General features: G+C 70.2%; 12 protein-coding genes. 5 read left to right on the forward strand and 7 right to left on the reverse strand.

The window, feature by feature from the left end:
* Positions 1-212 precede the first annotated feature (212 nt).
* Positions 213-1,142: a lipase LipC gene (gene lipC / locus VQ067_RS26415; protein WP_003095318.1), complete on the reverse strand. Its 930-nt coding sequence runs from the start codon at positions 1,140-1,142 to the stop codon at positions 213-215.
* 359 nt (positions 1,143-1,501) lie between these two features.
* Between lipC and VQ067_RS26420 the strand changes: the two genes are divergently transcribed.
* The 4 genes from VQ067_RS26420 to VQ067_RS26435 all read left to right on the forward strand — a co-directional run bounded on the left by VQ067_RS26420 (position 1,502) and on the right by VQ067_RS26435 (position 6,067).
* A complete protein-coding gene (locus VQ067_RS26420) occupies positions 1,502-3,547 on the forward strand; it encodes an NADPH-dependent 2,4-dienoyl-CoA reductase (RefSeq protein WP_033990046.1) in 2,046 nt (681 codons plus the stop codon).
* Between the two features lie 208 nt (positions 3,548-3,755).
* Positions 3,756-4,205 (forward strand): DMT family transporter, encoded by a 450-nt coding sequence (locus tag VQ067_RS26425; protein ID WP_003107883.1) that lies wholly within the window; start codon positions 3,756-3,758, stop codon positions 4,203-4,205.
* Between the two features lie 156 nt (positions 4,206-4,361).
* Entirely contained in the window at positions 4,362-5,597 is a 1,236-nt protein-coding gene (locus VQ067_RS26430; protein ID WP_033990045.1) for a DUF1835 domain-containing protein, read from the forward strand.
* Positions 5,573-6,067, forward strand: coding sequence for a YkgJ family cysteine cluster protein (locus tag VQ067_RS26435; RefSeq protein WP_074241119.1), 495 nt, complete (start codon positions 5,573-5,575; stop codon positions 6,065-6,067). The genes VQ067_RS26430 and VQ067_RS26435 overlap by 25 nt, the downstream gene beginning before the upstream one ends.
* Before the next feature lie 2 nt (positions 6,068-6,069).
* Here the strand turns inward: VQ067_RS26435 and VQ067_RS26440 are convergent, their stop codons facing one another.
* Genes VQ067_RS26440 through VQ067_RS26450 form a run of 3 tightly spaced genes read right to left on the reverse strand, consistent with a single transcriptional unit; the run spans position 6,070 to position 8,836 of the window.
* Complete coding sequence (locus VQ067_RS26440; RefSeq protein ID WP_004365413.1) at positions 6,070-7,506, reverse strand: ArnT family glycosyltransferase; 1,437 nt, start codon at positions 7,504-7,506, stop codon at positions 6,070-6,072.
* Positions 7,503-8,477 carry a glycosyltransferase family 2 protein gene (locus tag VQ067_RS26445; protein ID WP_003107470.1) on the reverse strand — a complete coding sequence of 325 codons (975 nt, stop codon included), beginning with the start codon at positions 8,475-8,477 and terminating at the stop codon, positions 7,503-7,505. Before VQ067_RS26445 ends, VQ067_RS26440 begins: the two co-directional genes overlap by 4 nt.
* Positions 8,474-8,836, reverse strand: coding sequence for a GtrA family protein (locus VQ067_RS26450; RefSeq protein WP_003111807.1), 363 nt, complete (start codon positions 8,834-8,836; stop codon positions 8,474-8,476). The genes VQ067_RS26445 and VQ067_RS26450 overlap by 4 nt, the downstream gene beginning before the upstream one ends.
* A 236-nt stretch (positions 8,837-9,072) precedes the next feature.
* Between VQ067_RS26450 and VQ067_RS26455 the strand changes: the two genes are divergently transcribed.
* A complete protein-coding gene (locus tag VQ067_RS26455; RefSeq protein ID WP_003111808.1) occupies positions 9,073-10,434 on the forward strand; it encodes an MATE family efflux transporter in 1,362 nt (453 codons plus the stop codon).
* Here VQ067_RS26455 and VQ067_RS26460 read toward each other — a convergent pair.
* Genes VQ067_RS26460 through VQ067_RS26470 form a run of 3 tightly spaced genes read right to left on the reverse strand, consistent with a single transcriptional unit; the run spans position 10,410 to position 12,685 of the window.
* Entirely contained in the window at positions 10,410-10,778 is a 369-nt protein-coding gene (locus VQ067_RS26460; RefSeq protein WP_019485520.1) for an SLOG family protein, read from the reverse strand. The two genes, VQ067_RS26455 and VQ067_RS26460, sit on opposite strands and share 25 nt — an antisense overlap.
* Complete coding sequence (locus VQ067_RS26465; RefSeq protein WP_009314302.1) at positions 10,766-12,433, reverse strand: Na/Pi cotransporter family protein; 1,668 nt, start codon at positions 12,431-12,433, stop codon at positions 10,766-10,768. Before VQ067_RS26465 ends, VQ067_RS26460 begins: the two co-directional genes overlap by 13 nt.
* Positions 12,434-12,475: 42 nt before the next feature.
* Positions 12,476-12,685 (reverse strand): hypothetical protein, encoded by a 210-nt coding sequence (locus tag VQ067_RS26470; protein ID WP_003121106.1) that lies wholly within the window; start codon positions 12,683-12,685, stop codon positions 12,476-12,478.
* Positions 12,686-12,716 lie beyond the last annotated feature (31 nt).

Raw genomic sequence — 12,716 nt, forward strand, 5'->3', positions numbered from 1 at the left:
TGGCTACGGGGCAGCGAACCCTACACGAACGCTGGGTTTTTCTGCCTTGACCGGAGTCATTACACGGCGGCGCAAACCTTGTCCAGCAAGGTGCGCGGAATCGGGACAGGTCCGAACGCCGCGAGGCGCGCGAACAGGAGGTGATATCCAGGTGCCATTAGACCAAAGACTAATGCCGGGTCGCCTAGGGCTGCGGCGACCCGGCGAGCGGATCAGAGTCCGACGTTCCTGAGGCGATTGGCATGCTGCCGATAGACCTGGGTCGGGTCGCTCTCGAACAGGCTGACCAGGCCGAGCAACTGGTTGACTTCGTCCAGATGGTCCATCCGGTAGTTGTCCTTCACCACGCTGCCCAGGTGGCTGGAGCATTGGCCGACCAGACCGTCGTTGGCCTCGCCGAACAGCAGCCCGGTCACCGCCAGGCCGGCGGAGCTCGGGTCGAGCGCATTGGTCAGGGAGCCGGTGCCGCTCATCGAGTAGTAGCGCACCCCGGCTACCGTCTCCGCGCCCTGGCCACAGGCGCTGGCCGGGATCGCCTGCGGGAAGCGCTGGTTGAACCGCGCGGTGCCGGGAGTGTTGAGACTGTTCAGGGCAGCCAGCGCGTCGCCCTTGACCCACTCGCCGCCGTCGACGATGTCGACCACCGAGAACAGCGCCTCCACCGCCGAGGCGATCACCTCGGTGCCGATCGGCCCGAGGAACTCGCTGAAGCCGGTCACCGCGTCGGCTACCGGCGTGCCCTTGTGCGGCGTGCCCATGGTGGTGACCGAGGCCACCAGTTGCGGCGCCACCCCGGCGACGTAGCGCACGGTCATGCCGCCCTGGCTGTGGCCGATCAGGTTGACTTTCTCCGCGCCGGTCAGGGCCAGGACTTCCTCCACCTGCGCCAGTAGCTGTTCGCCGCGCACCTCGTTGCTGTTCACCGGCGACTGCGAGGTGGCGAAGACCTTCGCGCCGTCCTTCTCCAGGGCCGGCACGATAGCGTGCCAGTAGTCCACCGGGCCGACGCTCTTGAAGCCGAACAGACCGTGGGACAGCACGATGGGATAGCGCGTGCGGGTGTAGTCGGTCGCAGCGTGCACGGGAAGGCTGGCGGCCAGCGCTACCAGCGCCGCCGCGAGGAACGTCTTGTTCTTGTTCATCGTCGAGACTCCGTTCGGATTGGACAGGCAGTTGGCAAGGCACGTGCTGAGCGGGCCGGAACCCCAGCCTGACAGCGCCGCCAAAGGCGTCGAGCCGTGCTTAAGTTGGGCTCCCGGCGCACGCCATTACCCCGGGTAACAGCGCCGCCGTTCCCATTCCGCCCGCCGCGCCGCAAGTGCTGTCGGAGAGCTTTCGACGCCTGTCACCCGGGGCCACAGCGGTGCAGCGCAGCGAGCACCTATCCGATCAGCCAGTCCGCCGGCTTGACCGAAATGCCTGGCGGTTCCGGCAAGCGGGCCGCATTCGGCGGCGGCGCAACTTCCTATGGTGAAGCGTCCCTGGCTACCGGAACCGCGCCATGCGCAACCCCTACCCGCCGCTCGCCGCCGCGCCCTATCCGCACCTGCTGGCCCCGCTGGACCTGGGCTTCACCCGTCTGCGCAACCGCGTGGTGATGGGTTCGATGCACACCGGGCTGGAGGATCGTCTGTGGGACTTCGGCAAGCTCGCTGCCTACTACCGCGAGCGCGCCCGGGGCGGCGTCGGGCTGATCGTCACCGGCGGCTTCGCGCCCTGCCGCGAAGGTTGGCTGCTGCCCTTCGGCAGCAGCCTCACCAGCGCCCTGGAGGTGCCCGCCCATCGTCGCCTGACCCAGGCGGTGCATGCCGAGGGCGGCAAGATCCTGCTGCAGATCCTCCACGCCGGGCGCTATGGCTACCACCCGATGGCGGTGTCCGCCTCGCCGTTGAAGTCGCCGATCAGTTGGTTCACCCCGCGCGAACTCTCCGAGCGCGGCATCCGCAAGACCATCCGCGCCTTCGTCCGTTGCGCGCGGCTGGCCAAGGCCGCCGCCTACGACGGCGTGGAAGTGATGGGCAGCGAAGGCTACCTGCTCAACCAGTTCCTCTGCCCGCGCACCAACCGCCGCGACGACCAGTGGGGTGGCCCGCTGGAAAACCGCATGCGCCTGGCGCTGGAGATCGTCCGCGGCATCCGGCGGATCGTCGGCCAACGCTTCATCCTCTGCTATCGCCTGTCGCTGCTCGACCTGGTCGAGGGCGGCAATACCTGGGACGAAGTACGGCGCATCGCCCTGGCCCTGGAGGAAGCCGGAATCACCCTGCTCAACACCGGCATCGGCTGGCACGAGTCGCGCGTGCCGACCATCGTCACCTCGGTGCCGCGCGCGGCCTTCGCCGAGGTCAGCGCACGGCTGCGCCACGAGCTGAAGGTGCCGGTGATCGCCAGTAACCGGATCAACACCCCCGAGGTCGCCGAATCCCTGCTCGCCACCGGCAAGGCCGACCTGGTGTCGATGGCCCGGCCGCTGCTGGCCGACCCGCAGTTCGTGGCCAAGGCCGGCGCCGGCCGGGCCGAGGAGATCAACACCTGCATCGCCTGCAATCAGGCCTGCCTCGATCATGCCTTCGCCAACCGCCGCGCCACCTGCCTGGTCAACCCGCGGGCGGCCTTCGAGACCGAATTGCGCTACCGCAAGGCGCGCACGCAGAAGCGCATCGCGGTGATCGGCGCCGGCCCCGCCGGGCTCTCCGCCGCCTGCGTGGCCGCCGAGCGCGGGCATCGGGTCAGCCTGTTCGAGGCGAGCGGGGAAATCGGCGGGCAGTTCAACCTGGCCAAGCGGATTCCCGGCAAGGAAGAGTTCCGCGAAACCCTGCGCTACTTCCGCGTGCGCCTGGAACGCCTCGGCGTCGACCTGCGCCTCGGCCACCGGGTGCGTCAGGGCGAGCTGGACGGTCAGTTCGACGACGTGGTGGTGGCCACCGGCATCCAGCCACGCCGGCCAAGGATCGACGGCATCGGCGGACCGACCGTACTCAGCTACGTGGACGTGCTGCGCGGCGCGCCGGTGGGCGCGCGGGTCGCCATCGTCGGCGCCGGCGGCATCGGCTTCGACGTCGCCGCCTTCCTCGTCGCCGCACCCAGCGACGGCCAGCCGCGGGCGCTCGGCGAATGGCTCGCGGAATGGGGCGTGGACCTCGACAACAGCCAGCCCGGCGGCCTCCGCGAACCCGCTCCGACGCAGCCGGCGCGCCAGGTCTGGCTGCTCCAGCGCAAGCCCGGCGCCCCCGGCGCGCAGCTCGGCAAGACCAGCGGCTGGGTGCACCGCGCGCACCTCAGGCACAACGCCGTGCGCATGCTCGGCGGGGTGGAGTACCTGAAGATCGACGAACGCGGCTTGTTGATCCGCGTCGACGGCGAGGAACGCTGGCTGGAGGTGGACAACGTGGTGATCTGCGCCGGCCAGGATCCGCTGCGCGAGTTGCAGATCAGCCAGGCGGCGGAAAGCCTGCGCTTCCACCTGATCGGCGGGGCGCGAGTGGCGGGGGAACTGGATGCCAAGCGGGCGATTCGCGAGGGGGCCATGCTGGCGGCGCGCTTGTAGGGGGATAACGCCGTTGGCGGCATGGCGGCCGTAGGGCGAACAACCGCTCGCGATTACCCGCCGGGCGGAATCCGAGGGCGTGCGATGAGGCCCCGCGTTTTCCTCCCCCGCCCCCGCCTGGTGCATACTGTGCGACTCCCCGTACCACTCCGGCCCGTCCCTCGCCATGCGCGGGACGCGCTCGCCGTCATCGTTCCAGGAGTCTTGCATGCCCACTCCCCCCTGGTGGCTGTTCGTCCTGCCCCTGCTCGCCGGCGCCTGCCTGCCGCTGCAGGCGGGGATCAACGGCCAGTTGGCCAAGCAGGTGTCCAGCGTCCTCGCCGCGGCACTGATCTCGTTCTTCGTCGGCACCCTCGGGTTGCTCGCCCTGACCCTCTCGCAGCGCGAGTTTCCCGGCCTGGCGGCATTGCGCGGGCTGAGCTGGTGGCACTGGTGCGGCGGTTTCCTCGGCATGTTCTTCATCTTCATCGCCGCCTTCGCCGCGCCGCGCATCGGCGCGCTGATGTTCATGGTGCTGGTGCTCGCCGGCCAGTTGGGCATGGCCGTGAGCCTCGACCACTTCGGTTGGGCCGGCTTCCGCGAGGCACCGATCAGCGCGCTGAAACTGGGCGGGTTGGCACTGATCGGCGCCGGCATCTGGATGATCCGCAAGGGCTGAGTGCGTCTTGCCGCGGACGCGTCGGCCGGCCTATAGTCGGCCTCGGCGTTCTCCACGCCTCCCGTCCGCGGAAAGGGCAGCGCCCAGGCGATCCACCCCACGCATCGCGCATGCGACTCCAGGCCTGCTGGCGGACAAGGCTGCAGAGGAGATCGTATGTCCTTTTCCCGCACTCTCGGCGACGGCCGGATCAATCTCGAACAGCAACGCAAGCGCGCCAAGGAGCTGTTGCGCCAGTGGCGCCGCGACCCGGCCAGCCGTACAGGGCTTCCGGGGCAGGAGCCGCGCCTGGCCGACGCCCAGTGGCAGGTGGCGCGCGAACTGGGCTTCGCCAGTTGGCCGCGACTCAAGGCGCATGTCGACGCCATCGCCTTCGCCAGCCGCCACCCCGATCTGGTCGGCGGCGATGAGGCCGCGACCCTGCACCTGCGCTGCGGCAACGACATCGCCCACGGCCTGAAGCTCGCCGGCTTTCGCGGCGACTTCCGGATGTTCGCCGACCCGCTGACCATGGGACCGGTGCCGAACCTGCCGTTGCCCGAGTTCCTCGCCCTGCGCAGCGACTACCTGAGCCGCGCCTTCGACCTCGACCCGGCCGACGCCCAGGCCCGCCAGCGCCAGGAATACGCTGGGCTCGAGCGGCTCGGCGAATACTCGCGGGTGGCCCTCTGGTGCGAGGCGGACGCCTACGACCAGTTGTTCCTGGTCCGGGTGCTGGCCGGGATGCAGACGCCGCCGGAGCACCTGGAACTGATCGAGATCGACCGCGTGCCAGGCGTCGAGCGCTTCGTCGGCATCGGCCAACTGGCGCCTGAGCTGCTCGCCTGGCTATGGACTCGGCGTCGCCCGCTGGACGCCGAAGCCCTGACGCTGGCCCGCGCGGCCTGGGAAGCCTACCGCGATCCGGCGCCACTGCGCTGGGCGCAACTGGCCGCAGCGCCGACCCCGGCGCTACCGTTGCTGGGGCCGGCGCTGCGTCGGCAACTGCATGAACTGCCGGCCCTGCGCGACGGCCTGTCGCTGAGCGAACGGCTGACCCTGGAGATCGTCCGCGACGGCGGGCGGCCGAGCGCCGGCCAGGTCTTCGCCGAGCTGACCGCACGGCGCGAGCCGCTGCCCTATCTCGGCGACCTGATGTTCCGCGTCCTGCTCCGCGCGCTGCTGGAAGAGCCCGGTGCGCTGCTGCGCACGCCGGCGCCGGAACTGCCCTGGGAACGCCAGCCGCTGGCGCTGACCGCTGCGGGCCGCGAGGTCCTGGCCGGGCGGCGCTACCGCCTCGACCTCGGCGCCCCCGAACGCTGGGTCGGCGGCGTACGCCTGCGCGCCGGCACCGCGCACTGGGCTCTGGACGAGCAGGACCGGCCGGTATGGCGGGAGGACCCACGGCACTGACGCTCATCGCCCGGACGAGCGCAACGGGCGCGCAGCCACTATCATTGCGCGCCCGTTTTCCCCGCCCCCGCCCGCCGATGAAGAAGATCCCGCTCGCCGCCGCCGACCCCGACCGCCTGGATACCTGGGTGAAATACCGCGAAGGCCTGTGCGGCGAGTGCAACGCGACCTGCTGCACGCTGCCGGTGGAAGTGCGCATCGACGACCTGATCCGCATGCGACTGGTCGACGAGTTCGAGCGCGAGGAGCCGGCCAAGCGAATCGCCAAGCGACTGGAAAAGGATGGCGTGATCGAGCACTTCAACCACAAGCGCGAGATCTTCACCCTTACCCGCATGGCCAACGGCGTCTGCCTGTACCTCGACCGCAAGACCCGCCTGTGCACCATCTATGCCCGCCGCCCGGACACCTGCCGCAACCACCCGCGCATCGGCCCGCGTCCCGGCCACTGCGCCTACCGGCCGAAGTAGCCTCAGCCAGGCGGCGCGACGCCCTGGCATAGCTGGTACTGTCCCACCGGCGGCCGGCAGCGCAAGCGCTGGCGCACCTCGTCGGGCAAGGCGCCGAACGAACGCGAGCGGATCGCCAGCAGGGCGTCGCGACGCAACCAGCCGGCCAGTTCGCTGTCCTCCGCCCGTTGTGCCCGCCCGCCGCTGTAGAACACTGCCGAGTACGGCCGCTTCGGCCAGAACACCAGCGGCCGCTCGCGCCAGCCGGCGTCGCTGGCCAGCAGCGCGGCGGTGGACTTCTGCTCGGCGCGCGAGCCCAGCAGCAGGGAGCCGAGGAACAGCGCGAACAGCAATGGGGTCAGCGCCAGGCAGGCCAGCCCGCCACGCCGCAGCCAGGCGCTGCGCGCCAGCGGCGCGCGCAACAGGTCGGCGGCGAGCAACGCCAGGGCCGGCAGGCCGGGCAGCACGTAGGTCCAGAGGACGTTGCCGGCGAAGGTGAAGAACAGGCACGGCGCCAGTCCCCAGAACAGCCAGTAGCGCCTGCGCGAGGCGACGCCATCGACCACCTCCCCGCGCTGGCGCCAGCCCAGCCAGAGCAGCAGCGGCAACCAGAGGCTCCAGGGAAACGCGGCGGCCAGCAGGAACAGCCAGACGCTGCCGTAGGGATAGGCGTGGGCATTGCCGTAGCGGTCGCCGTCCCAGCCGGCGGTGACGAAGCGCTGCCAATGCTCGCCGAGCAGGAAGTACTCGAGGAAGCCCGGCGTCTTCAACTCCGCCAGCAGGTACCAGGGCGCCGCCACCAGGAGCATCAGCAGGCTTCCGCGGATCCATGGCAGGCCCCGCCAGAGCGCGCGCCAGCGCCACTCCAGCAAGGCCCACAGGCCGATCGGCAGTCCGGCGAGGATCAGCGTCAGCGGCCCTTTCGCCAGCAGCCCGAGGCCGAGGCCGAGGAACATCAGCCAGCCCTCGCGGCGCCGGATTCCCTCCGCGCCATGCAGGCCCAGCCAGAAGCCGCGCATGGTCAGGACCAGGGCCAGGGCCAGGGCCATGTCGGTCATCACCGCCCCGGAGGCGACGAAGAACAGCGCCGAACTGCCCAGCAGGACGCAGGCGATCCGCGCCTGCCGACGATCTTCGCGGGCCTGCCAGTCCCATACCAGCCACAGCACCAGTACGCCCAGCAGCCAGTGCGGCAGGCGGCTGGCGAACTCGTTGGCACCGAGCAGAAGCTGGCCGCCGGCGCTGAGCCAGAAGGCCAGCGGCGGCTTGCCCCAGAACGGCACGCCGACGTCGTACCAGGGCGTGATCCAGTCACCCAGTTCGGCCATCTTCCGCGCCACCTCGCCATAGCGGGCCTCGGTGGTGTCCATCAGCGGATAGCTGCCCAGGCTCAGCAGGCGGATGGCGAAGGCCAGGGCGAGCAGGAACCAGGCCAGCGGCCAGCCGCGCAGCGCCCTCACGGATTGGCCCCGCCGACCTGCGCCGGCAGGTAGCGGTCGATCAGGTAGAGCGGGCGGCGCCGCGCTTCCATGGTCATCCGCCCGAGGTATTCGCTGCACACGCCGATGGCCAGCAGTTGCAGGCCGCCGATCAGGAACAGCGCGGCGATCACCGGCCAGTGTTCGTGGATCTCCTGCTGGCCGAAGATCCCGGCGAGCAGGGTCGCCAGGGCCGCCAACAGGCTGAGCAGGCCGAGGTAGCCGGCGACCTTCAGCGGCGCGGTGGAAAACCCGGTGATGCCCTCCAGGGCGAAGTTCCACAGCCGCCAGTAGCGCCACTTGCTGTGGCCGGCGACGCGAGCGGCGCGGCTATAGGCGATATCGACCTGGCGGAAACCGACCCAGGCGAACAGTCCCTTCATGAAGCGATTGCCTTCCGGCAGCTCGCAAAGGGCATCGACCACCCGCCGGTCGAGCAGGCGGAAGTCGCCGACGTCGCGCGGGATCGGCACCTCGCTGAGGCGGTTGATCAGCCGGTAGAAGGCGCTCGCCGAGGCGCGCTTCAGCCAGCTTTCGCCGGCCCGGCTGCGGCGGCGCATGTTGACCATTTCGGCGCCGCCGATCCAGGCGTCGAGCATCTGCGGGATCAGTTCCGGGGGATCCTGCAGGTCGGCATCGATGACGATCACCGCGGCGCCGCGCGACAGCTTGAGCCCGGCGCTCATCGCCTGTTCCTTGCCGAAGTTGCGGGTGAAGCGGGCCACGCCCACCCGGCGGTCGGCGGCCTGTAGCTGGGCGAGGATCGTCGCGCTGCGGTCGGTGCTGCCGTCGTCGACATAGAGCACCTCGCAATCGTCGCCAAGGTCGCCGAGCACGGCGCCGAGGCGCTGGTGGAAGGCCGGCAGCACCGCCTCCTCGTTGAACACCGGCACTACCACGCTGAGCAGGCAGGGGGCCTCGAGCTTCGACGCCAGGGAAGGTTCGATCATCATGAGAAGGTCCAGAGTCGATGAAGGTGATAGGTCGCCAACAGCAGTGCGCCGGTCGCGGCGAGCTGGGCCAGGCGGTAGTCGAGTCCGGCGAGGTCGCCGAGCAGCAACACCAGGACGGCGTTGCCGAGTACGCAAAGCAGGCTGACGGCGAAGAAGCGCGGCAGCGAACGGAACACCGGGCCACGGTGGCGGAAAGTCTTCCGGCGATGCCCCAGGTAGGCAGCCAGAGCCCCGCAGCTTGCTCCCGTCGCGGCGGCCACGGCGGCGCCAACGGCGAAGCCCTCGACCAGGAGGGTCAGCACCAGGTAATGAACGGCGGTGGCACCGGCGCCGACCGAGACGAAACGCCCCAGGAGCATGCATGGCTTCCTCTGGAAACAACCGACGCCGGCATTCTAGGAAGGTGCGCAAAGCCCCGCGGTTAGCGCTGCGCAAGCTTCCTGACAGGTTTTCGCAGGGTTCCCCGCGGCAGGCCTGGAAGCCGCGTCGGACAAGGAATACACGGCAGGCAGAGGTCTGTTACCGGATATGAAAAACGGGTTTTCCGCAGGCCTCGCCGCCGTCGCTATACTGCCCGGCCGAACCGGAGGACCCCATGAGCCTGTTGCGCGATGCCTGGCGCCACGCCCCGACCCACCACAGGGTCTGGGCGCTGGCCGGGCCGATGATTCTGTCGAACGTTTCCGTTCCCCTGGTGCACCTGGTGGACAGCACGGTGGTCGGCCACCTGCCGCACGCCTACCAGCTCGGCGCGGTAGCCGTGGGCGGCAGCCTGTACACCCTGATGGTCGGCGTGCTCGGCTTCCTGCGCATGGGCACCACCGGCTTCGCCGCCCAGGCCGCCGGCCGCGACGATGGCGGCGCGCTGCGCCTGATCCTCGCCCAGGGCCTGGGCATGGCGCTGCTCCTGGCCCTGCTGCTCGGCGCGCTGGCCCTGCCCCTGAGCGGCTGGGCCCTGCAACTGATGCAACCGTCGGCGGAACTGACCGGCGAGGCCCGCGCCTTCTTCCATACCCGCCTGCTCGGCCTGCCGGCGGCCCTGGCCAGCTACGCACTGGTCGGCTGGTTCCTCGGCACGCAGAACGCACGGGCGCCATTGGCGATCCTGTTGACCACCAACCTGAGCAACATCGCCCTGGTGCTCTGGTTCGTCCACGGCCTCGACTGGGGCGTGCAAGGCGCGGCCCGCGCCTCGGTGCTGGCGGAATGGAGCGGCGCCCTGCTCGGCCTGGCCCTGACCCGCCGCGACCTGGCCCGGCGCCCCGGGCGGGCGCAGTGGCAACGCCTGCGCCACTGGCTGTCCTGGCTACCGCTGCTGATGGTCAACCGGGATATCTTCATCCGCAGCCTGGCCCTGCAACTGGTGTTCTTCCTGCTCACCGTACAGGGCACCCGCCTCGGCGACGCCACGGTAGCCGCCAACGCCCTGCTGCTCAACGGCCTGCTCCTGACGTCCTACGCCCTCGACGGTCTCGCCCACGCGGTGGAGGCGCTCTGCGGCCACGCCATCGGCGCCCGCGACCGAACCGCCCTGCGCCGCGCGCTGGTGGTGGCCGGTGGTTGGTCGCTGCTGGCAAGCCTGGCGTTCGCCGCGCTGTTCGCCCTGTTCGGCCACCTGTTCATCGACCTGCAGAGCGACATCGCCGGCGTCCGCGAAGTCGCCTACGCCTATCTGCCGTACCTGGCCTGCCTGCCGCTGCTGGGGATGTGGAGCTATCTGCTCGACGGCCTGTTCATCGGCGCCACCCGCGCCCGCGAGATGCGTAACGCGATGCTCGTCGCGGTGGCCGCCAGCCTGCCCCTCGGCTGGCTGTTGCAGGGGCTGGGCAACCACGGGCTATGGCTGGCGTTCCTCGCCTTCATGCTGCTGCGCGGGCTGGTCCTGGCCGCCTACGGCTGGCGCCTGACCCGCCGCGATGGCTGGTTCGCCGCTCAGGGCGCCGACAGCGGGCGATAGGCGAGCATCAGCGGGACGTCGCCAGCGTGCGCGACCTGTACCAGTTCGCTGGCCAGGCGCCCGCCGGGAAACACCAGCACCAGGTCCGGCGCGGCATCGCCGAGGACGGCCTCGCCATACTCGCGCAGGGCGTTGTCGCTGCCACTGCGCTCCGGATAATCGTAGGCGCGCGAATCCGCGCCACGCTCGCGGCACCAGCGCTCGGCCTCGTCCGGCAGGCCGCTGCCGGCATGCAGCAGGTGGCCGAGCAGCGCCACCGGTTGCAGGCCGTGGCACTGGTCGAGCGCCAGGCGCAGGCGTTCGGCGTCCTTGAAATGGCGTCCGGCGCAGATCAGGAGGCGCATGCCGATCCCTCCCCTTGCCCTGGCTCGTCCGGCCGCTTCGCCATCGGATCGATGCCGCTGCGTTCGAGCAGCGGATAGGCCAGGGCGGTGACATGATGGTGGATGCGTCGGTAGTCGCGGAGAATGCGCTGGAACACGTCACCGGACTCCACCCAGGCACCGCGATCGTCGCGCAGGCGACGGAAGCGCTCGCGACTGGCATCGGCCTCCAGTCGCTGCAGCAACTTCTTGCGCGCCACCAGGCGCAGCGCGGCGTCCAGGTCTTCGCGAAGGAACGCGCTGATCGCCAGGTGCAGGCTCTCCTCGATCGCCGCCTGCAACGGCAGCATGCGGCCCAGCTCGAACTCGCTGCCGGCGCGACTGCGCCCGGCCCAGCGCATCGCCAGGGGCAGCAGGCTGTTGGCGACGAGATCGCCGATGTGCTCGATGTTGATGGCGAACAGGAGGATTTCCTGGGCACGATCGGCGTCGCTGTCGCCGAGGCCGTCCTGGCCGAGGTCTGCCAGGTAGGCGCGGATCGCCGCACTCAACTGGTCGAGGGCCTGGTCCTGGCGACGGATTTCCGCCGCCACCTTCGCCTCCGGTCGCTGCAACAGGCCGCTGGTGGCGCGCAGCATCAGACTGGCCATGTCGGCCAGCCGCAGGACTTCGCGAGTAGCGTTGGCCAGGCCGATGTTGGCCACCTCCAGCCCGGCTTCGTCGAGGTAGCGCGGCATGCCCGGCTCGTCGGACTGTGCCTCTTCCGGCAACAGGCGCGCGAGCAGCGCCGCAAGCGGTCCGGTGAAACCGATCGCCAGCAGTGCCAAGGCCAGGTTGAAAGCACTGTGGAACCAGACCGCCGCCGCACCGCCGAGTGCGTTGGCCGGTTGCGCCAGCGCCGTCAGCCAGGGCAGCACCAGCAGGCAACCGAGCAGGCGCACCAGCAGGTTGCCCAACGGCAAGCGCCGCGCCACCCGGCTACCGGCCACCCCTAGCGCCGGCAAGGCGCCGCCGAGGTTGGCACCGAGCACCAGGGCCAGGGCGATGGGCAACGAGACCAGTCCGGCCTGGGCCAGGGACGCCACCAGCAGTACCACCGCGACACTGGAATGACAGGCCCAGGTCAGCAGCGCGGCGAGCAGCAGGGCGATCAGCGGATCGCCTTCGAGGCCGTGGATCACCGCGACAAAGGCTGGCGAGGCCTCGATCTGCTGCAGGGAATGGCCGAGCAACGCCAGCGCCAGAAGCATCAGACCGAGTCCGATCAGGCACTGGCCAAGGCTCTCCAGGCGCGGACCGTCGCCCAGGCGGAACAGCAGCAGGCCGGACAGCAGGGCCAGCGGCGCCAGCAACGAGGTGTCGAAGCTGAGCAGTTGCACCACCAGAGTGGTGCCGACGTTGGCGCCGAGCATCACTGCCAGCGCCGGCGCCAGGCCCAGGGTGCCACTGGCGGTGAAGGACGCTGCCATCAGACTGGTGGCGGTGCTGCTCTGCAGCAGGCCGGTGATGCCGAGCCCGGCGAGCAGGGCCAGCCAGCGGTTGCCCAGGTGGCGGCCGAGCCAGTTGCGCAGCGCAGTGCCGAAACCGCGCAGCACGCCGCTGGAGACCATGTGCGTGCCCCACAACAGGAGGGCCACGGCACCGGCCAGGTTGATCAGGAGGATGGTTCCCAGCATGGCGGAACTCCCGGTTCGGAATGGATCGTGAAGGGAACGGGCTCATTGACCCATGGCCAGCCTGAGCGAGGCACGGTTGAGCGCGCTCGAGCAGTCCAGCAGGTATTTCACTTCGACCTGGCTCAGGCGGCCGCTGGCGTATGCGCGCACGCTGATCACCATCAGCAGGTGCGCGGCCTTCGCCAGCAGCCGTGCTGCCAGGCCACAGAGCGCGCGGCGAGACGCGCCCAGGCATTTGCGTACGACGTTCATGGCTGCTTCCTCGGTGGAGGAGCGCGCCGCA

The sequence above is a fragment of the Pseudomonas sp. KBN12P06040 genome (genome assembly GCF_037574965.1).
Classification (GTDB): domain Bacteria; phylum Pseudomonadota; class Gammaproteobacteria; order Pseudomonadales; family Pseudomonadaceae; genus Pseudomonas; species Pseudomonas aeruginosa.

Excerpts from the sequence above, each read along its gene's own strand:
- lipC (WP_003095318.1), bottom strand. The coding sequence starts at position 1,142 with ATGAACAAGAACAAGACGTTCCTCGCGGCGGCGCTGGTAGCGCTGGCC.
- VQ067_RS26420 (WP_033990046.1), top strand. The coding sequence starts at position 1,502 with ATGCGCAACCCCTACCCGCCGCTCGCCGCCGCGCCCTATCCGCACCTG.
- VQ067_RS26425 (WP_003107883.1), top strand. The coding sequence starts at position 3,756 with ATGCCCACTCCCCCCTGGTGGCTGTTCGTCCTGCCCCTGCTCGCCGGC.
- VQ067_RS26430 (WP_033990045.1), top strand. The coding sequence starts at position 4,362 with ATGTCCTTTTCCCGCACTCTCGGCGACGGCCGGATCAATCTCGAACAG.
- VQ067_RS26435 (WP_074241119.1), top strand. The coding sequence starts at position 5,573 with ATGGCGGGAGGACCCACGGCACTGACGCTCATCGCCCGGACGAGCGCA.
- VQ067_RS26445 (WP_003107470.1), bottom strand. The coding sequence starts at position 8,477 with ATGATGATCGAACCTTCCCTGGCGTCGAAGCTCGAGGCCCCCTGCCTG.
- VQ067_RS26450 (WP_003111807.1), bottom strand. The coding sequence starts at position 8,836 with ATGCTCCTGGGGCGTTTCGTCTCGGTCGGCGCCGGTGCCACCGCCGTT.
- VQ067_RS26455 (WP_003111808.1), top strand. The coding sequence starts at position 9,073 with ATGAGCCTGTTGCGCGATGCCTGGCGCCACGCCCCGACCCACCACAGG.
- VQ067_RS26460 (WP_019485520.1), bottom strand. The coding sequence starts at position 10,778 with ATGCGCCTCCTGATCTGCGCCGGACGCCATTTCAAGGACGCCGAACGC.
- VQ067_RS26465 (WP_009314302.1), bottom strand. The coding sequence starts at position 12,433 with ATGCTGGGAACCATCCTCCTGATCAACCTGGCCGGTGCCGTGGCCCTC.
- VQ067_RS26470 (WP_003121106.1), bottom strand. The coding sequence starts at position 12,685 with ATGAACGTCGTACGCAAATGCCTGGGCGCGTCTCGCCGCGCGCTCTGT.